Source organism: Streptomyces thermocarboxydovorans (assembly GCF_039524635.1).
Taxonomy (GTDB): domain Bacteria; phylum Actinomycetota; class Actinomycetes; order Streptomycetales; family Streptomycetaceae; genus Streptomyces; species Streptomyces thermocarboxydovorans.
The window spans coordinates 1-18,643 of record NZ_BAAAGU010000009.1 but is presented as its reverse complement, the minus strand read 5'-3'; the positions used below and the strand labels follow the sequence as shown (position 1 = coordinate 18,643).

The 18,643-nt window shown below is 73.8% G+C and carries 18 protein-coding genes and 1 pseudogene; 13 read left to right on the top strand and 6 right to left on the bottom strand.

All coding sequences use genetic code 11. From position 1 onward, the window contains the following. Window positions 1-2 precede the first annotated feature (2 nt). Window positions 3-848: a spermidine synthase gene (locus tag ABD198_RS05750; protein ID WP_343998269.1), complete on the top strand. Its 846-nt coding sequence runs from the start codon at window positions 3-5 to the stop codon at window positions 846-848. On the opposite strand, the gene ABD198_RS05745 is transcribed toward ABD198_RS05750, so the two are convergent. Further along, a complete protein-coding gene (locus ABD198_RS05745) occupies window positions 810-2,108 on the bottom strand; it encodes an MFS transporter (RefSeq protein WP_343998268.1) in 1,299 nt (432 codons plus the stop codon). The two genes, ABD198_RS05750 and ABD198_RS05745, sit on opposite strands and share 39 nt — an antisense overlap. Window positions 2,109-2,227: 119 nt before the next feature. Continuing rightward, the gene (locus ABD198_RS05740; protein ID WP_343998267.1) at window positions 2,228-3,235 is read right to left on the bottom strand and encodes a DUF8017 domain-containing protein; all 1,008 of its coding nucleotides are present in this window, start codon (window positions 3,233-3,235) and stop codon (window positions 2,228-2,230) included. 174 nt (window positions 3,236-3,409) lie between these two features. On the opposite strand from ABD198_RS05740, the gene ABD198_RS05735 reads away from it, so the two are divergent. Continuing rightward, window positions 3,410-3,847, top strand: coding sequence for a DUF4442 domain-containing protein (locus ABD198_RS05735; RefSeq protein ID WP_343998415.1), 438 nt, complete (start codon window positions 3,410-3,412; stop codon window positions 3,845-3,847). A gap of 96 nt (window positions 3,848-3,943) precedes the next feature. On the opposite strand, the gene ABD198_RS05730 is transcribed toward ABD198_RS05735, so the two are convergent. After that, window positions 3,944-4,408, bottom strand: a complete 465-nt coding sequence (locus ABD198_RS05730; RefSeq protein ID WP_343998266.1) for a cyclic nucleotide-binding domain-containing protein — start codon at window positions 4,406-4,408, stop codon at window positions 3,944-3,946. Between the two features lie 238 nt (window positions 4,409-4,646). Between ABD198_RS05730 and ABD198_RS05725 the strand changes: the two genes are divergently transcribed. The 3 genes from ABD198_RS05725 to ABD198_RS05715 all read left to right on the top strand — a co-directional run bounded on the left by ABD198_RS05725 (window position 4,647) and on the right by ABD198_RS05715 (window position 8,859). Next, entirely contained in the window at window positions 4,647-5,576 is a 930-nt protein-coding gene (locus tag ABD198_RS05725; protein WP_343998265.1) for a universal stress protein, read from the top strand. 150 nt (window positions 5,577-5,726) lie between these two features. Beyond that, entirely contained in the window at window positions 5,727-8,099 is a 2,373-nt protein-coding gene (locus ABD198_RS05720; RefSeq protein WP_343998264.1) for a phosphoketolase family protein, read from the top strand. 109 nt (window positions 8,100-8,208) lie between these two features. Beyond that, window positions 8,209-8,859 (top strand): DedA family protein, encoded by a 651-nt coding sequence (locus tag ABD198_RS05715; RefSeq protein ID WP_343998263.1) that lies wholly within the window; start codon window positions 8,209-8,211, stop codon window positions 8,857-8,859. Window positions 8,860-9,372: 513 nt separating this feature from the next. Here ABD198_RS05715 and ABD198_RS05710 read toward each other — a convergent pair. After that, window positions 9,373-9,903: a gamma carbonic anhydrase family protein gene (locus ABD198_RS05710; protein WP_343998262.1), complete on the bottom strand. Its 531-nt coding sequence runs from the start codon at window positions 9,901-9,903 to the stop codon at window positions 9,373-9,375. 108 nt (window positions 9,904-10,011) lie between these two features. On the opposite strand from ABD198_RS05710, the gene ABD198_RS05705 reads away from it, so the two are divergent. The 3 genes from ABD198_RS05705 to ABD198_RS05695 all read left to right on the top strand — a co-directional run bounded on the left by ABD198_RS05705 (window position 10,012) and on the right by ABD198_RS05695 (window position 12,117). Then, window positions 10,012-10,776: an acyltransferase gene (locus ABD198_RS05705; protein ID WP_343998261.1), complete on the top strand. Its 765-nt coding sequence runs from the start codon at window positions 10,012-10,014 to the stop codon at window positions 10,774-10,776. A gap of 182 nt (window positions 10,777-10,958) precedes the next feature. Then, entirely contained in the window at window positions 10,959-11,531 is a 573-nt protein-coding gene (locus tag ABD198_RS05700; RefSeq protein WP_343998260.1) for a helix-turn-helix domain-containing protein, read from the top strand. A gap of 31 nt (window positions 11,532-11,562) precedes the next feature. After that, a complete protein-coding gene (locus ABD198_RS05695) occupies window positions 11,563-12,117 on the top strand; it encodes a YbaK/EbsC family protein (RefSeq protein ID WP_343998259.1) in 555 nt (184 codons plus the stop codon). Window positions 12,118-12,179: 62 nt separating this feature from the next. On the opposite strand, the pseudogene ABD198_RS05690 reads toward ABD198_RS05695, so the two are convergent. Both ABD198_RS05690 and ABD198_RS05685 read right to left on the bottom strand, forming a co-directional pair. Beyond that, window positions 12,180-12,549 (bottom strand): annotated as a pseudogene (locus ABD198_RS05690) (FAD-dependent monooxygenase); the annotation flags it as partial. 66 nt (window positions 12,550-12,615) lie between these two features. Then, window positions 12,616-13,038 carry a CoA-binding protein gene (locus tag ABD198_RS05685; protein ID WP_343998258.1) on the bottom strand — a complete coding sequence of 141 codons (423 nt, stop codon included), beginning with the start codon at window positions 13,036-13,038 and terminating at the stop codon, window positions 12,616-12,618. 192 nt (window positions 13,039-13,230) lie between these two features. Here ABD198_RS05685 and ABD198_RS05680 point away from each other — a divergent pair, with 192 nt between their 5' ends. The 5 genes from ABD198_RS05680 to ABD198_RS05660 form a co-directional block, all read left to right on the top strand. Further along, window positions 13,231-14,001, top strand: coding sequence for a hypothetical protein (locus ABD198_RS05680; protein WP_343998257.1), 771 nt, complete (start codon window positions 13,231-13,233; stop codon window positions 13,999-14,001). Then, window positions 13,998-14,540 (top strand): SixA phosphatase family protein, encoded by a 543-nt coding sequence (locus ABD198_RS05675; RefSeq protein ID WP_343998256.1) that lies wholly within the window; start codon window positions 13,998-14,000, stop codon window positions 14,538-14,540. The genes ABD198_RS05680 and ABD198_RS05675 overlap by 4 nt, the downstream gene beginning before the upstream one ends. A 41-nt stretch (window positions 14,541-14,581) precedes the next feature. Beyond that, window positions 14,582-15,208 (top strand): YigZ family protein, encoded by a 627-nt coding sequence (locus ABD198_RS05670; RefSeq protein WP_343998255.1) that lies wholly within the window; start codon window positions 14,582-14,584, stop codon window positions 15,206-15,208. 187 nt (window positions 15,209-15,395) lie between these two features. Next, a complete protein-coding gene (locus ABD198_RS05665) occupies window positions 15,396-16,559 on the top strand; it encodes an exonuclease SbcCD subunit D (protein WP_343998254.1) in 1,164 nt (387 codons plus the stop codon). Then, a partial coding sequence (locus ABD198_RS05660) for an AAA family ATPase (protein ID WP_343998253.1) occupies window positions 16,556-18,643 on the top strand: 2,088 nt, incomplete at its 3' end. The genes ABD198_RS05665 and ABD198_RS05660, both read left to right, overlap by 4 nt.

Genomic DNA, 18,643 nt, shown 5'->3' with positions numbered 1-18,643 from the left:
GGGTGAACGAAGCCGTACCTGTCACCAGGGTCACCGACCACGGCACCGCCAAGCTCATGCCCGATGTCGACCGGGAGCGGGCCTGGTTGCTGACCGTGGACGGGGCGCCGCAGTCCTACGTGGACCTGGACGATCCCGCCCATCTGGAGTTCGAGTACGCGCGGCGGCTCGGGCATCTGCTGGACGTCGTCGACGAGCCCGGGCGTGCCCTGGACGTGGTGCACCTCGGCGGCGGGGCGCTCACCCTGCCCCGGTACGTGGCGGTGACCCGGCCCGGCTCGCGGCAGGACGTCGTCGACGCCGACGGTGCGCTGCTGCGGCTGGTGGCCGAGCATCTGCCGCTGCCGGAGGGCGCCCCGATCGCGCTGCACGCGGCGGACGCGCGGGCCTGGCTGGAGGGTGCACCGGACGACAGCGCGGACGTCGTGGTCGGGGACGTCTTCGGGGGCTCGCGCGTGCCCGCGCACCTCACCTCCGTCGGCCATGTGCGCGAGGTGGCGCGGGTGCTGCGGGACGACGGGGTCTATCTGGCCAACCTGCCGGACGCGGCGCCCTTCGACTTCCTGCGCTCCCAGCTCGCCACTCTCGCCACCCGGTTCGGGGAGCTGGTGCTGATCGCAGAGCCGGGGATGCTGCGCGGGCGGCGGTTCGGCAACGCGGTGCTGGCCGCCTCGCACCGGCCGCTGGACATCGCCGCGCTCAGCCGGCTCACCGCCGCCGACGCCTTCCCGGCGCGGGTCGAGCACGGCGCCGCGCTCGGCGCGTTCATACGGGGCGCCCGGCCGGTGCGGGACGAGGACGCCGTGCCCTCACCCGAGCCCCCCGACGGGGCGTTCGGCATCGGCTGAGCCGCCGTCCTGCTCCGCGGGTGTGCCCGTCACGTGCACGGTGCGGCGGCGCAGCCGGCGCACATCGGGCACGCACAGCACCGCGGCCGTGGCCAGGACGATCAGCGCGGCACAGCCCCACAGCGCCTGCGGGCGCCCGAACGCCGTCTCGGCCGGGCCGGCCAGGGCGGTCGCCAGCGGCACGAAGGCGACCGAGCCGAACCAGTCGTAGGCCGAGACGCGGGACAGCTTCTCCTCGGGGATCTCCTGGTGCAGCGCGGTCATCCAGGAGACGCCGAACACCTCCAGGCTGACCCCGGTCGCGAACATCGCCGCGCACAGCACCGCAGCCGGCGCCGGCACGGCGAGCGCCGCGGACGGCAGGGCGAGGGGGAACACGCACAGGGTGCCGGTGCGCAGCAGACGGCGGGGCTTCCAGCGGGTCATCAGCAGCGCCCCCACCACGGTGCCCGCGCCGAAGAACGCCAGCGCGAGCCCCCAGGGGCCGGCACCGCCCAGATGGTCCCGGGCGACCAGCGGGCCGTAGACCGCCTCGGCGGCGCCGACCACCGCGTTGGCGAGGGAGAACTGCAGGACGATGCTCCACAGCCAGGGCCGGCCGGTGAACTCCCGCCAGCCCTCCCGGAGATCGGCCAGCAGCCCGCCGCCCTGGGCGCGCGGCGGGATGTGCCGGACGTCGAGGAGGGCGCGCAGTGCGGCGGCCAGAGCGAAGGCGGCCGCGTCCGCCGCCAGCACCCAGCCCGGTCCGATCGCGGCGACCAGGGCGCCGCCGAGGGCGGCACCGCCGAGCGACGCCCCCTGCATCGCCATGCGGAACACGGCGAACGCCCGGCCCGCCTGCTCGCCCTGCACCGAGGACAGCAGCATGCCCTCGGCGGCCGGCCCGAAGAACGCCTGGCCGGTGCCGCCGAGGGCACTGAGCAGCATCATGTGCCACAGCCGCGGCTCGCCCGCCAGCACCAGGGCGGCGAAGACGGCCTGCGAGCCGCAGTTCAGCACGTTGGCCGCGACCATCACCCGGTGCCGGGGCAGCCGGTCCGCCACCGCCCCGCCGATCAGCAGGAACAGCACCAGCGGCACGGTGCGCGCGGCGGCCACCAGACCGACGTCACCGCCGTCGCCGCCCGCCTCCAGCACGGCGAACGCGGCGGCGATCAGCGCACCGCTGCTGCCGAGGCTCGTGACCACGGCGGAGGCGGTCAGCAGGGTGTAGTTGCGGCCCGCCCAGGTCGGGCGGCTGAAGGGCTTGGCGGTCGGCACCCCGTGACTATCGCCGGAGCCCCGCCGACTTGCCAAACCGGACCCGGGAGGTACCGGTCACCGAGCGGTGCGGCGGCCCTGTCACGCAGGGCCTGCCGCGCTCGTCGGTCACTCGTCCGTCATTCGTCGGTCGGGGGCTCCTCGGTCAGCCGCACCGTGCTGAGGATCTTCTGCACGGTCGCCTCCGGGATCTCGTCCTTCACGCCCTTGGCCCCGTACAGGTTCCAGGTGACGAAGTCCCCGGCGCCGTTCTTGAAGGCGAAGGTGATCGCCTTGCCCTCGCTGTCGCACTTGCCCTTCTGCGGAGTGCCCTCCGAGTGGGCGGTCGCGACGTGGCCCTTGATGCCCGACTTGGTGGTGTACGGCTTGGGCTTGCTGAACTTGACGCTCTTCTTGTCGGGCTCGGTGTAACCGCCGTAGATCCACCACGGGACGCGGGTCTCGGCCGCCTGCTCGGTGTCCTTGGCGCCGTTCTCACCGCGGGTGCCGGCGGTGGCGAGGGCGGTGTCCTCCGTGCGGCCGTCCTTGTCCTCGTCGGTGGTGCACCACTTGGACTTCAGGTAGGCGGGGGCGGTGACGGTGGTGCGTTCCCACTCGCCGTCCTCGCCCTTCCATTCGAAGCCCACGCTGGTGCCGGGGTTCTCGATCTCCCAGTCGGCGGGCACGTCGAACTTGGTGCCGAAGCGGGTGTTCACGACGACCTTCCAGCCCGGGATGGTCGCCTTCTCCTCCTCACCGCCCCGCGGGTTGTCGTCGGAGGGGGAAGTGCTCGGCTCGGCCGAGGAGTCCTTGGACGCGGTGGCGGACGGCTTCCCGTCCTTCTTGGTCGCCGTGTCGTCCTTATCACCGCCGAGCACCAGGAAACCGGTCACACCCGCGGTCACGACCACGGCGGCCGCCGCGATGATCGCCACCAGCTTGGTCCGGTTGCCGCCGTCCCCGCCCTGCGGCGGCTGCGGCGCCCCCGGCTGACCTGGAGCACCCCACTGCGGCTGCTGGCCCGAGTACGGGTTCGGCTGCTGATATCCGGGCTGCTGATACGGATTCGGCTGCTGATACCCCGGCTGCTGGTACGGGTTGTTCTGCGGGTTCTGCTCGCCCCCGGGCGGCTGCTGTCCTGGCCACATGGGCAGCAACCCTAGCCGGGCGGGGGACACGATTGGGTCACCACCCTTTGACAGGGGCGTAGCAAGACCGTCCCGCCCCGGTCACCGCGCAGGTCCTGCACCGTGCCTCCACCCGTCCCGCCCTGGTCAGACCGAGCTACTCGTGGGTAACCTTCGGTCATGAGCGCAGACCAGATGTCCATCGGCGAGATGCTCGCCGCCACGGTGCCCATGGCCCGGACCCTGAATCTCCAGTTCCTGGAGACCACTCCGGAGCGGGCCGTGGTGTCGCTGCCGGACCAGCCCGACTACCACAACCACGTGGGCGGGCCGCACGCCGGCGCGATGTTCACCCTCGGCGAGTCGGCGAGCGGTGCCATCGTGCTCGCCGCGTTCGGCGACCAGCTCTCGCGCGCCGTGCCGCTGGCGGTCAGCGCCGAGATCTCCTACAAGAAGCTCGCCATGGGCCCCGTCACCGCCACCGCCACCCTCGGCCGCCCGGCCCCCGAGGTCGTCGCGGAACTCGACGAGGGCCGCCGCCCCGAGTTCCCCGTCACCGTCGAGATCCGCCGCGAGGACGGCGCCGTCACCGGCGAAATGAGCGTCATCTGGACCCTGCGGCCCAACGGCTGAGAAGTCTGGGATCGTTCGGGCACCTCGGATCAGGTGCCCGAAGCCGGAGCCCCGACAGCACGGAGCGCTTCCGGGCAACGGGGGAGTCCCGCCACCTCAGACCGTGCTGCCCGCCCCGTACGGGGCGTAGAGGTCGAGGAGGCGGATGCGGGCGGCGTGGAGGCGGTGGGCGACGACGTTGCCCACCCATTCGGCCACGGCCTGGCCGAAGACCGGGTCGGCGTGGCGCAGGGCGTTGACGGGCGCGGCGTCGAACTCGTAGGCGCGCACCAGCGTCTCCGCCTCGGCGCCCAGATGCCAGATGTGCGGCTCGAACAGCCAGGACCAGCCGACGAGTTCGTTGTGCCTGAGGCGTTCGATCACCGCGGGGCGGCGGCCGGGCACCCGCATGTCGAGGGCGACGGTGCCGGTCCGGACGACCCAGAACCGGTCGGCGCGTCCGCCCTCCTCGAACAGCCGGACGCCTTGCGGGAAGGACACCTCGCGGGCGAGCTCCATCAGACGTGCCCGGTGCTGGGCGGGCAGTGCGCGGATCGCGCTGGGGGACGGGGGAGCGAACATGGCGGGCCTCCCTGAGCTGAGGCGTTGCGGGTGAGCGGTCTGCCGTTTGCACGGTCCAGCCTCCCGCGCCGCCGGCCGCACCAGAAGGGGCCGAACGGCCCTGCGGGCCCGGCACACGGCCCTGACCCGGCCGCCCCGGGCAGGGCCCTCCGGCGCCGGGACGGGCCCCGCGGCCCCTGTGCGCGGGAGGCGGGGCGCACCAGGCTGAAGGTGACCGCTCCGACCCCAGGAGGTCACCATGTCCCGCCCCCTCATCACCGGCCTGGACGGCTCGCCCGAGAGCAGGGCCGCGGCCGAATGGGCGGCCCGCGAAGCGGCGCTGCGTGCCGCACCGCTCCGGTTGCTGCACGTCCACCCCACGGTCGTCGCCCCGCTGCTCGGCGGGGGGACGGAGCCGTCCTTGAGCGAGTCCGTCGCCGCCTCGGAGGACTCGGTCGGAACCTGGCCCCGGATGCTGCGGGAGACCGCCGAGGGGCTGCGGCTGCGCCACCCCGGTGTCGAGATCGAGACCGAGCACCGCATCGGCTCCGCCTACGACGTGCTGATCCGCGCCTCGGACGAGGCCGAGCTGCTCGTACTCGGCTCCCGCGGCATGGGCGGCGTCGGCGGGTTCCTGGTCGGCTCCGTGGGGCTGGTCGTCGTGGCGCACGTCCGGCGTCCGGTCGTCCTGGTGCGGGCCGGGGAGCAGGCCGCCGACGAGCATCAGCCGGACCCGGCCGGGATCCCCTCCGCCGCCACCTCCTACCTCCCCGTGCTGCTCGGCCTCGACGTCGACGACCCCTCCGACGAGCTGCTCGCCTTCGCGTTCGCGGAAGCGGAGCGGCGGGAGGCGAGCCTGCGGATCGTGCACGGCTGGAACCTGCCGCCGTACTACGTCTACGGCGTGCCGGCCGACCCCGAGCGCTACCAGGAGATCGCCGCCGTACAGGCCGCGCTGCTGGCCGGCCTGGTGCGCCCCTGGCGGGAGAAGTTCCCGGGCGTCGAGGTGACCGAGGAGTCCTTCGGCGGCACCCCCTCCGTCCGCCTGGTCGAGGCCGCCGCCCGGTCCTCGCTGCTGATCGTCGGACGCCGGATGCGCCGGCACGCCATCGGGACCCGCATCGGCTCCGTCACCCACGCCGTGCTGCACCACGCCACGGCCCCGGTCGTGGTGATCCCGTACCACTGAGACTCCGGAACTCACCGACACCGGCCACGGCGCGCACATTGCGCCACATGCCGCCGTACGCACGCGAGAGGCATCACACCGGAACAGACTGGTACCCCCCTGCTGATGCCCGGCGCGGAGCGCACCCGCCGACCACTCACGGAGTCAGCCATGCCCGAGGACCAGCACACCGGACCCAGCGACGAGGAACTGCGCACCCTGGACGCCCACTGGCGCGCCGCCAACTACCTGTCGGCGGGCCAGATCTACCTGCTGGACAACCCCCTGCTGACCGAACCCCTCAGGCCCGAGCACGTCAAACCGAGGCTGCTCGGCCACTGGGGCACCTCACCGGGCCTGAACCTGGTGTACACCCACCTCAACCGCGTCATCCGGGCCCGCGACCTGGACGCGCTGTGCATCTGGGGTCCCGGCCACGGCGGGCCCTCCATCCTGGCCAACACCTGGCTGGAGGGCACCTACGGCGAGATCTACCCGGACGTCGGCCGGGACGCGGCCGGCATGGCACGGCTGTTCCGGCAGTTCTCCTTCCCCGGCGGCGTGCCCAGCCACGTCGCCCCCGAGGTCCCCGGCTCCATCCACGAGGGCGGCGAGCTCGGCTACTCCCTCGCCCACGCCTACGGAGCCGCCTTCGACAACCCCGGCCTGCTGGTCGCCTGCGTGATCGGCGACGGCGAGGCCGAGACCGGCCCGCTCGCCGGGTCCTGGCACTCCAACAAGTTCCTCGACCCCGTCCACGACGGTGCCGTCCTGCCGATCCTGCACCTCAACGGCTACAAGATCGCCAACCCGACCGTCCTCGCCCGCCTCCCCGAGCCCGAGCTCGAAGAACTGCTGCGCGGCTACGGCCACGACCCGGTCACGGTGAGCGGCGACGACCCGGCCACCGTCCACCGGGCCATGGCCACCGCCATGGACACCGCCCTCGACCGCATCGCCGAGGCCCAGCGCGCCGCCCGCGAGGACGGCGTCACCGAGCGGGTCCGCTGGCCCGTGATCGTGCTGCGCACACCCAAGGGCTGGACCGGCCCCGCCGAGGTGGACGGCAAGCCCGTCGAGAACACCTGGCGCTCCCACCAGGTGCCGCTGCCCGGCGTCCGCGAGAACCCCGAGCACCTTCGGCAGCTCGAGGCCTGGCTGAAGTCGTACCGCCCTGGGGAGCTCTTCGACGCCGACGGCCGGCCCGTCGACGAGGTCCTCGCCTGTGTGCCCGAGGGCGACCGCCGCCTCGGCGCCACCCTGCACGCCAACGGCGGCCTGCTGCTGCGCGCACTGCCGCTGCCGGACCTCGACGAGTTCGCCGTACCCGTGGACAAGCCCGGCACCACCCTCCACGAACCCACCCGCGTCCTCGGCGACCTGCTCGCCCGCGTGATGAAGGACACCGAGGCCCGCCGGGACTTCCGGCTCGTCGGCCCGGACGAGACCGCCTCCAACCGCCTCGACGCCGTCTTCGACGCCAGCGGCAAGGCCTGGCAGGAGCGCACCCTCGCCGTCGACGAGCACCTCGACCGGCACGGCCGCGTGCTGGAGATCCTCTCCGAGCACCTCTGCCAGGGCTGGCTCGAGGGCTATCTGCTCACCGGACGGCACGGCCTGTTCTCCTGCTACGAGGCGTTCGTGCACATCGTCGACTCGATGGTCAACCAGCACATCAAATGGCTGCGCACCTCGCGCGAACTGACCTGGCGCGCCCCGATCGCCTCCCTCAACTACCTGCTCACCTCGCACGTCTGGCGCCAGGACCACAACGGCTTCTCCCACCAGGACCCCGGCTTCGTCGACCATGTGCTCAACAAGAGCCCCGGGGTCGTCCGGGTCTACCTGCCCCCGGACGCCAACACCCTCCTCTCCGTCGCCGACCACGCCCTGCGCAGCCGCGACTACGTCAATGTGATCGTGGCCGGCAAGCAGCCCTGCTACGACTGGCTGACGATGGACGCCGCCCGCGCCCACTGCGCCCGCGGCGCCGGCATCTGGGACTGGGCCGGCACCGAGAACGGCGGCGAGCCCGACGTCGTCCTCGCCTGCGCCGGCGACGTCCCCACCCAGGAGGTGCTGGCCGCGGCCCAGCTGCTGCGCCGCCATCTGCCCCAGCTCGCGTTCCGCGTCGTCAATGTCGTCGACATCGCCCGGCTGATGCCCCGCGAGGAGCACCCGCACGGCATGCCCGACTTCGAGTACGACGGCCTGTTCACCACCGACAAGCCGGTGATCTTCGCCTACCACGGCTACCCGTGGCTGATCCACCGCCTCGCCTACCGCCGCACCGGCCACCAGCACCTGCACGTGCGCGGCTACAAGGAGTCGGGCACCACCACCACGCCGTTCGACATGGTGGTCCGCAACGACCTCGACCGGTACCGGCTCGTCATGGACGTCATCGACCGGGTGCCCGGCCTCGCCGTCCGCGCCGCCGCCGTGCGCCAGCGCATGGCCGACGCCCGCACCCGCCACCACGAGTGGATCTGTGAGCACGGCACCGACATGCCCGAGGTCGCCGAGTGGAGCTGGAACCCGTGAGCGCCAGGCACCCTCTTGTGAACCGGTAGGCTGCACGGACCGCGCGCCGTGACCGGGCGCGCGGCCCGCAGACACAGAACGCAGCTCGGGGATCGGAAGGAAATCGGCGTTGCACGTCCAGGAATGGCTCGAGACCGTGCCCGCGGTCGCCGTCTACGCGCTGGTGGGAGTGGTCATCGGACTGGAGAGCCTGGGCATCCCGCTGCCGGGTGAGATCATCCTGGTCTCCTCGGCCCTGCTCGCCTCCCAGCACGGCGACATCGACCCGGTGATCCTCGGCGCCTGCGCCACCGCCGGCGCGATCATCGGTGACTCCATCGGATACGCCATCGGCCGCAAGGGCGGACGCCCGCTGCTCGCCTGGCTCGGCAGGAAGTTCCCCCGCCACTTCAGCGAGGGGCACATCGCCACCGCCGAGCGCAGCTTCCAGAAGTGGGGCATGTGGGCCGTCTTCTTCGGCCGCTTCGTCGCCCTGCTGCGCATCTTCGCCGGCCCGCTCGCGGGCGTGCTGCGCATGCCCTACTGGAAGTTCCTCACCGCCAACGTTCTCGGCGGCATCCTCTGGGCGGGCGGCACCACGGCCGTCATCTACTACGTCGGCATCGTCGCCGAGGCCTGGCTCAAGCGCTTCTCCTGGCTGGGCCTGGTAGCGGCGGTCCTCATCGGCGTCACCTCGATGCTGGTCCTGAAGCGCAAGGCAAAGAAGGCCCAGCCGACGGAAACGACGACCCCCGAGCCCGCCACCGCCACCACGGACTGACCCCCGCCCCCCGGGGCGACCCGCGACCGGGCGCCCGCGGACCGACCGCGGCCACGGCGCCCGCCGGCCGACGGCCACCAGCGGGGCTCGCGTCGGCTGTTCATAGCCTGGGCGCTGCCCGGCCCTGACGGTGGGGCTCGCCGGCTGACCGCGGCCGTGGCGCCTGCCGGCCGACTGCTTCCGGGGCGCCCGCGCCGGCGTTCATAGCCTGGGCGCTGCCCGGCCCTGACGGTGGGGCTTCTGGCCGGCTGCGGCCGTGGTACCCGCCGGCCGACGGCCACCCAGGCTCCCGCGCCGGCAGGCCGCGACCACGGCCCCCGCCCGACCGTCCCCCTGATGTCCGCCAGCCGACTGCCGCCCCGGCGTCCGCGCCGGCGGTTCGTGGCCAGGGCGCTGCCCGGTCGTGATCGACGCACGCAAGCCGAGACTGCGGCGCTACGCCAGATACCTCCTGGTCCCGCGTTCGCCGTCTTCCCGCGCCTGCCCGGTCCGGGCCTGCGCCTGCTGCTCCGCCTACGCCTCGGACTCGTCCCGGTGGGTGCGGGCCAGGCCCGCGTACATGGTGCCGTTGAGGGTGAGGCCCTCGCGTTCCTCGGGGGTCAGCGAGCGCCTGACCTTCGCCGGGACACCGGCGACCAGGGATCCCGCGGGCACGACCATGCCCTGGGGGACCAGTGCCTGGGCGGCGACGAGGGAGCCGGCGCCGATCACGGCTCCGTTCAGCACCGTCGCGCCCATGCCGATCAGGCAGTCGTCCTCGACGGTCGCCCCGTGCACCACCGCGTTGTGGCCGATGGAAACCCGCTCACCGACCCGCACCGGGAATCCCGGGTCGGCGTGCAGGGTGCAGTTGTCCTGCACATTGCTGTCGGCGCCGACGGAGATCGACTCCACGTCGCCCCGCAGCACCGCGCCGTACCAGACACTCGCCCCCGCCTCCAGAGCCACGTCCCCGACCACGGACGCGGTCGGCGCCACGAACGCCTCCGGGTCCACCTTCGGTTCCCTGCCGCCCACACCGGTGATCAGCGCCTCGTGCGTCATCTCTCGCCTCCTCGTCGGTTCGAGAACGAACCGTACGTCACACCCGTGGGGTGAAGATCACAGCCCCCGGAGGGCCCGGCGGGCCCGCCCGCTCAGTACGGTGAGCCCGTGCCGAAGAGCAAGAACACGTTCTCGTCCTGGCCGCGTCGCCTAGCGCAGCGCGCGGTCCATGCGGGCTGGGCGTGGATACAGCGCACGGGCTCGGTGACCGCCGCCAACCCCGGCCGGCTGCGCTTCGGCGCGATCGGCGAGGCCACCCGCCTCGCCTTCCCGCTGGGCACCGTCTTCGGCGAACCCTGGATCCACCTCGGCTCGCACTGCATCATCGGCGAGCAGGTCACCCTCACCGCCGGCCTCATGCCCGACCTGGATCTCGGCCCCGAGCCGATCCTGCGCATCGGCGACGGCGTCGTCCTGGGACGCGGCAGCCATGTCATCGCCGACACCAGCGTCACCATCGGCAGCGACTGCTACTTCGGCCCGTACGTCTACATCACCTCCACCAACCACTCCTACGACGACCCGCACCAGCCCATCGGCAAGCAGTGGCCCCGGATGGAACCCGTGGAGATCGGGCCGGGCTGCTGGATCGGCACCGGCGCGGTGATCCTTCCCGGCGCGCGGATCGGCCGGAACGTGGTGGTGGCCGCGGGCGCGGTGGTCCGGGGCACGGTGCCCGACCACGCCGTGGTCGCCGGTGCCCCCGCCCGCGTGGTGCGGCGCTGGACGCCCGCCGACGGCTGGCAGCCGCCCCTGCGCACGCCCGCCCCGGTGCCGATCCCGGAGGGGACCACCCCGGACCAGCTGCGGGCGCTGTCGGAGCTCGGCGAAGCGGACATCGAGCGGCTGGCGGAGCTGGAACCGGAAGGCTGATCCAGGCGTCGCCGTACCGCCCCGCAGTACAGTTCGCTGCACAGCCAGGTGCATCAGACCCCACCAGGTGCGCCGGACCGCGGTCCCGTGCCGCGGCCGGCACACCGGACCACGCACCCCACACCGGCAGAACCGCCGGCGCACTCGCCGGCCCGGACGGAAGCGAACCGAACGGACCCATCGTGACGGACCTCGAGCTGCTCACCCAGTCCCTCGCGCGCAACGTCAAGCGCTGGCGCACCGAGCGCGGCTTCACCCTGGACGCGCTCGCCGCCCGCGCCGGAGTGAGCCGCGGCATGCTCATCCAGATCGAACAGGCCCGCACCAACCCCAGCATCGGCACGGTCGTCAAGATCGGGGACGCCCTCGGGGTCAGCGTCCCCACGCTGCTCGACTACGAGCGCGGCCCGCAGGTCCGTGTCGTCCCCGCCGACCAGGCCGTACGCCTGTGGCACACCGAGGCCGGCAGCTGGAACCGGCTGCTCATCGGCACCGAGGCCCCCGGACCGCTGGAGATGTGGGACTGGCGGCTGATGCCGGGCGAGTCCAGCGACTCCGACCCCCACCCGGGCGGCACGTTCGAGCTGCTGCACGTCACCGCCGGCGAACTGACGCTCACCGTGGACGGCGAGGAGCACCGCGTCCCGGCGGGCGCCAGCGCCTCCTTCGAGGCCAACGTCCCCCACGCCTACGGCAACCGGGGCGATGTGCCGATGGAGATGGTGCTGACCGTCTCGGTACCCCCCGTCCACTGACCCATCCGCCGAGGTGGGTTACGGTGCGGTCATGCGCGCACCGATCGGAGACTTCGACCACGCCACCCCCGCCCCCGACTGCCTCGACGAGCTCGCCCCGCCGGTCGCCGCCGCCATCCGCGCCTGGAGCGGCAGCGTGCCCGCCGAGCAGATCGTCTACGTGGACACCGACCCGCGCTGGGCGGACACCGCCGTCTTCGTCGAGCACTACGGGCAGGACCTGCTGGACAAGTCGGCCAACTGCGTGATCGTGGGCGCCAAGCGGGGCAGCGAGCGCACCCTGGCCGCATGCCTGGTCCTGTCCACCACCCGGGTCGACGTCAACAACGTGGTACGCCGCCAACTGGGGGCCCGAAAGGCCTCGTTCGCCCCGATGGAGACGGCGACGGGGGAGACCGGCATGGAGTACGGCGGCATCACCCCGATCGGCCTGCCGGACGGCTGGCCCCTCCTGGTGGACGCGGCCGTCGTCGACCTGCCGTACGTCCTCGTCGGCAGCGGCCGCCGCCGGGGCAAGCTGCTGGTCCCGGGCAAGGCCTTGGCCGAACTGCCGAACGCGGTCGTGCTGGAGGGTCTCGGCGTCTGACCGGCCGGACGGCCGGGGTCGGTGACGCCCGCCGCACGAGTGACCGCCTCGCCGGGTCCCGCTCCGGCCCAGGTCCGTCACCAGCAACGGCTGCGGATAGACCCAGTGATGACAGCCCGTCAACTCGTGGTAGGGGAAGCGGAAGCGCTCCCCGGCGAAGCGGAACTCGCAGGCGGTGTGCCGCTCGGCCTGCTCCAGCAGGTTCCCGGCCAGGCCTCGTTGCTCCAGGCCCCGCACCGCCCATTCCTCGATCACCCCGGCACGGGGGCGCTGTTCGATGAACTCCCGCGTCTCGGTCTCCAGCACCAGGCAGTCCACACCGGCCGCGCGCAGGATGCAGCCCACGGTGAGACCGGCGAACCCGGCGCCCACGACGACGACCGGAAACCGTTGCGGAGAAGGGGAGTTGGTGTGGGGGGAGGTCTGGGTCACCGGGTCATTATGCGCGCGGCTCCGGCGGTTTGTGGATGGCTGCGCGGCGGGCCGCCCAGGGCAGCGTCAACCGCGCTGGGGGAGCCCGAGCCGGGGGATCTCGATCGCCGGGCAGCGGTCCATCACCATCTCCAGACCCGCAGCGCGGGTCCGTTCATAGGCCGCCTCGTCAATCACGCCGAGCTGGAACCAGACCGCCTTGGCGCCCTTGGCCGCCGCCTCGTCCGCGACGGCGCCCGCGAGGTCGCTGTTGACGAACACGTCCACGACGTCCACATCGAAGGGGATGTCGGCGAGCGAGGGGTAGCCCTGCTCGCCGTGCACGGTCTCGGCCTTGGGATGCACGGGGACCACACGCTTGCCGAACCTCTGCAGTACCTGGGCGACGCCGTACGCGGCGCGCCGCCGGTTGGTCGACAGGCCCACCACGGCCCAGGTGTCACCCAGCTCGCTGAGGATCTTGCGGACCGTTGCATCGTCGCCGTACACCGTGCGCCTCCAGGGACGTGATGAGCAGTAAAGGCCGTGTACAGGCGACAACCGTACCGGAGGCCCGGAGATTCCCGGCGGACGCCGGACCGTGGGGACCCCCGCCCTCCCCGCAGCGCGCAGCCCGCGGCCCGCGCACCCCGAACACGCCCTCGTCGAATTCCGCCACGAGCACTCGAAAAGCCGTGCGAGATGACTGCGCGCGGGCGCTCACCCGCCTACGCTCGGCTCGTGCTGCGCATCACCGACGCCCGAACCGGCGCACTCGTGGACGCCGTCCCCGCCAGACGGGGCCTGACCCGCATCGAGGCCCACACCAGTGGCTTCGACCCCACGAACCTGCGTGTCCTGCTCGTCGCCGACCTTCTGGTGCGTGCGCTGGAACTCGGCGGCACACCGGTGTGGGCGATGCTCTCCGGCGAGCGCGAGCAGGCCGAGCTGCGCGCCGCGGGCGCGGCCCTCGGCGTACGGCCCCTGGAGGACGCGCATGACGCCGGGACCGGGCTGGGCGAGGCCCAGGTGCTGCACGTCCTCGCCGACGGCAGCGCCGCGGCACCCGAAGGCGTGCGCGTGGCGGTGGCTCCGGTGCACGGCGAGGGGATTCCCGGCGTATCCGACGGCACGGACCCCGCCGCGCTCCGGCTCGCTCTGCTCTCCCACCCCCGCGACACGGCCGTGCGGCTCGGCCCTCAGGAGCTGAGCGAGGCCGCCGGGGCCCTCGCCGAGTGGCGCGGCGCGGTCGCCGCCTGGGCGCATCACCCCTCGCGGCCCATCCCTGACCCCGTGCGCGCCGACCTGCGCGCCGCCTGGGAGAACGACCTGGACGTGCCCGGAGTCCTCCGCGTGCTGCGCGAGGTGGCGAGCGACCCCGGCATCCCGGACGGCGCCCGCTTCGAGACGTACGCCTACGCCGACCGCCTGCTCGGCGTCGACCTCACCCGCGGCCTCGGGGCCCCGGCATGACCGGGCCCGCGGGGACCGGGCCGCTGCGCCGGCTGGTGGTGCTGCGCCACGCCAAGTCGGCCCGGCCGGAGGGCGTCCCCGACCACGAGCGCCCACTCGCCCCGCGCGGGCTCCGGGACGCACCCGCCGCCGGACGCGCCCTGGCCGAGGCCGGCCTGCTCCCCGCCCTGGTCCTCTGCTCCACCGCCGTACGCGCCCGCCGCACCTGGGAACTGGCCGCCGAGGAGTGGGCGACGGATCCGCCGGTCCGCTACGACCCGCGTTTGTACGGTGCCGACGCCGCGGACCTGCTCGCCGTGGTGCGCGAGGCGCCCGAGGACGTCCGCACGCTCCTGCTGGTCGGCCACAACCCCGGCCTGGAGGACCTGGTCCTGGACCTGGCCGGCGACGCCCTCGACGGCACCCTCGCGGCCGTCCGCACCAAATTCCCCACCTCGGCCGTCGCCGTCCTCGCCTGGCACGGCACCACCTGGCGGGACCTGGACACCGGCGGCGCGCTCCTGACCTCGGTCACCGTCCCGCGCGGGACCTCGGCCTAGCCGGAACGCACCGCCCGCACGCGGGCGCATAGGCTGGTCCGATGCAGGACGAGTACCGCACCGTCGCCCGCCCGGGTGTGCACGAGACCGAGATCAACCGTTCCCGTTTCCTGTGCTCGCTCGCCCCGGCGGCCACCGAGCAGGAGGCGCAGGAGTTCATCGCCGCCGTCCGCAAGGAGCACGCCGACGCCACCCACAACTGCTGGGCGTACGTCATCGGCGCCGACGCCTCCGTGCAGAAGGCCAGCGACGACGGCGAACCTGGCGGCACCGCCGGGGTGCCCATGCTGCAGATGCTGCTGCGCCGCGACATGCGGTACGTCGTCGCCGTGGTCACCCGCTACTTCGGCGGCGTCAAGCTCGGCGCGGGCGGACTCATCCGCGCCTACGGGGGCGCCGTCGGCGAGGCGCTCGACGCCCTCGGCACCGTCACCCGGCGCCGCTTCCGGCTGGCCACGGTCACCGTCGACCACCAGCGGGCCGGCAAGATCCAGAACGATCTGCGCGCCACCGGACGCGAGGTGCGCGACGTGCGCTACGGCGAGCAGGTCACCATCGAGATCGGCCTGCCCGACGCCGACGTGGACGCCTTCCGCGCCTGGCTGGCCGACGCCACCGCCGGGACCGCGGGATTCGAACTGGGCGGGGAGGCGTACGGGAACGCCTGAGACCGCCCGAAGCGGCGCGCAGACCCTTTCGTCGGGCTGAGACAACGCGAACCGGCGACGCGAAGAAGCATCTTGGGTGCATAACAGGCGTACCGGGCGCCGGGTGTGACGGTGCGAACGCCGTGAACGGTGGCGATACGGGAGTAACCGCCCGTGCTGTCAGACCCGGCCGTTAGTCTCGGGGATCATGAGACTGCTGCACACTTCCGACTGGCACCTCGGCCGGGCGTTCCACCGGGTCGGCATGCTCGGTGCCCAGGCCGAGTTCATCGGCCACCTGGTGGAGACCGTGCGTGAGCGCGGCGTCGACGCCGTGGTCGTGTCGGGAGACGTGTACGACCGCGCGGTGCCGCCGCTCGCCGCCGTCGAGCTGTTCGACGACGCGCTGCACCGCCTCGCCGACCTCGGCGTGCCGACAGTGATGATCTCCGGCAACCACGACTCCGCGCGCCGCCTCGGCGTCGGAGCCGGGCTCCTCGGGCGCGCCGGCATCCATCTGCGCACCGAGCCGTCCGCCTGCGGCACACCGGTGCTGCTGTCCGACGCCCACGGGGACGTCGCCTTCTACGGGCTGCCCTACCTCGAACCGGCCCTGGTGAAGGACGAGTTCGGCGTCGAGCGGGCGGGCCACGAGGCGGTGCTCGCCGCCGCCATGGACCGCGTCCGCGCCGACCTCGCCGCCCGCCCGGCCGGCACCCGCAGCGTCGTCCTCGCCCACGCCTTCGTCACCGGCGGCCAACCCAGCGACAGCGAACGGGACATCACCGTCGGCGGGGTCGCCGCCGTGCCCGCGGGCGTTTTCGAGGGCGTCGACTATGTGGCGCTCGGGCATCTGCACGGCTGCCAGACGCTCAGCGAACGCGTCCGCTACTCCGGCTCCCCGCTGGCCTACTCCTTCTCCGAGGCCGGCCACCGCAAGAGCATGTGGCTGATCGACCTGGACGCCGGGGGAGCCGTCACCGCCGAACGCATCGACTGCCCCGTGCCCCGGCCGCTCGCCCGCATCCGCGGCACCCTGGAGGAGCTGCTCGCCGACCCCGCGCTCGCCCCGCACGAGCAGGCCTGGGTCGAGGCCACCCTCACCGACCCCGTCCGCCCCGCCGACCCCATGGCCCGGCTCACCGAGCGCTTCCCGCACACCCTCAGCCTGGTCTTCGACCCCGAACGCGCCCCCGACGACCCCGAGGTCTCCTACGCCCGCCGCCTCGCCGGCCGCAGCGACCAGCAGATCGCGGAGGACTTCGTGGCCCATGTGCGCGGCGCCGGACCCGACGAACGGGAACGGGCCGTGCTCCGCGACGCCATCGACGCCGTGCGCGCCGACGAGGCCCTCCAGGAGGTGGCCCGGTGAGGCTGCACCGCCTCGACATCACCGCCTTCGGCCCCTTCGGTGGCTCCCAGAGCGTCGACTTCGACGCCCTGTCCGCCGCCGGGCTCTTCCTGCTGCACGGCCCCACCGGCGCCGGGAAGACCTCCGTCCTGGACGCCGTCTGCTACGCGCTGTACGGCGCCGTCCCCGGAGCCCGGCAGGGCGGCCAGGGCATGTCCCTGCGCAGCGACCACGCCGCCCCGGCCACCCGCACCTCCGTCACCCTCGACCTCACCGTCGCCGGACGCCGGCTCGAGATCACCCGGCAGCCGCCCTGGGAGCGTGCCAAGAAGCGCGGCACCGGCACCACCCTCGACAAGGCCCAGACCTGGCTGCGCGAGTACGACGCCGTCGCCGGCACCTGGAAGGACCTCAGCCGCTCGCACCAGGAGATCGGCGAGGAGATCACCCAGCTGCTCGGCATGAGCCGCGAGCAGTTCTGCCAGGTGGTGCTGCTGCCCCAGGGCGACTTCGCGCGCTTCCTGCGCGCCGACGCCGAGGCACGCGGCAAGCTGCTCGGCCGGCTCTTCGACACCCGCCGTTTCGCCGAGGTGGAGAAGCGGCTCGCCGAGCGCCGGCGCGCCACCGAGACCCAGGTGCGCGACGGAGACGCCGCCCTGCTCGCCGACGCCCACCGCATGCAGCAGGCCGCCGGCGAGGCCATGGACCTGCCCGAGCTGGCGCCCGGCGACCCCGGTCTCGCCGACGCCGTGCTGAACGCCGCTGCCGTCGCCCGCAGCACGGCCCGCGAGCAGCTCGACATCGCCCGCTGCCGGCTCGCCGCCGCCGAGTCCGCACAGGCCGCCGCCGACCGCGCCCTGCACGAGACCCGCGAACGCGACCGGCTGCAGCGGCGGTTCGCCGGGGCCCGCGAGCGCGCAGCACGCCTCGAGGAGCGGGCCGGCGCCCACCAGGAGGCGCAGCGGCGCATGGAGCGGGCCCGCAAGGCCGAGACGGTCGCCCCCGCCCTGGAACTGCGCGAGTCCGCCGACATCGAGCACCGGCGCGCCGCCGACGCCGAGACCCGCGCCCGTGCCCTGCTGCCGGCCTCCCTCGCCGACGCGGGCGCGACCGCCCTCGCGAACACCGCCCGCCGCGCCGCCGAGGAACTGGGCGGACTGGAGTCCGCGCGCCGCGCCGAGCGCAGACTCGCCGAACTCCTCGAGGAACGCGCCGGCCTGGACCGCCAGGAGCGCGCCGATGAGGAGATCCTCCAGGACGCCGAGACCTGGCTGGCCGGCTGGGAGGAGACCCGTACCGCCCTCCAGACCGCCATCGACAGAGCCCAACAGGCCGCCACCCGGACCGAACAGCTCGCCGAGCGCCGTGAGCCCGCCCGCCGCAGGCTCGCGGCGGCCCGCCGGCGCGACCAGCTCGCCGCCGAGGCCGAGGAGGCCCGTGGCCGCGCCCTCGACTCCGCCGAGCGCGCCGCCGAGGCCGGCCGGCGCTGGCTGGACCTCAAGGAGCAGCGCCTCGACGGCATCGCCGCGGAGCTGGCCGCCTCACTCACCGACGGCGAGCCCTGCGCGGTCTGCGGCTCCCGGGAGCATCCCGCGCCCGCCCGCAAGGACGCCGGGCACGTCGACCGCGCGGCGGAGGAACGCGCACTGAACGACTACCAGCGCGCCGAGGAGGAGCACGCCGAGGACGAACGCCGCCACGGCCGGCTCCGCGAAGCACTCGCCGCGGCCACGGCGGAGGCCGGCGACACCCCCACCGAGCAACTCGCCCGGGAACTGCGGGAGCTGGAGCACGCCCACGCCGAGGCACGCGACGCCGCCTCCGGCCTGCACGCCGCGCAGGAACGGCTGCGCCAGGCCGAGCACGAGCACGAACTGCGCGTCTCCGCCCAGCGCGAGGCCGCCGTCCGGGCCGCCGCCCGGGTGGGCCACCGCGACCGGCTGGAGCGGGAACGGGCCGCGCTGGAGGAGGAGCTGGCCCAGGCGCGGGGCGAGGCGCCCAGCGTCGCCGCGCGCGCCGCACAGCTGGAGGAGAGCGTCGCCCGGCTCACCGACGCGGCCCGCTCGCCCAGCGCCCGGCGGGCGGAGAGCTCGTCCCGGGTCAGG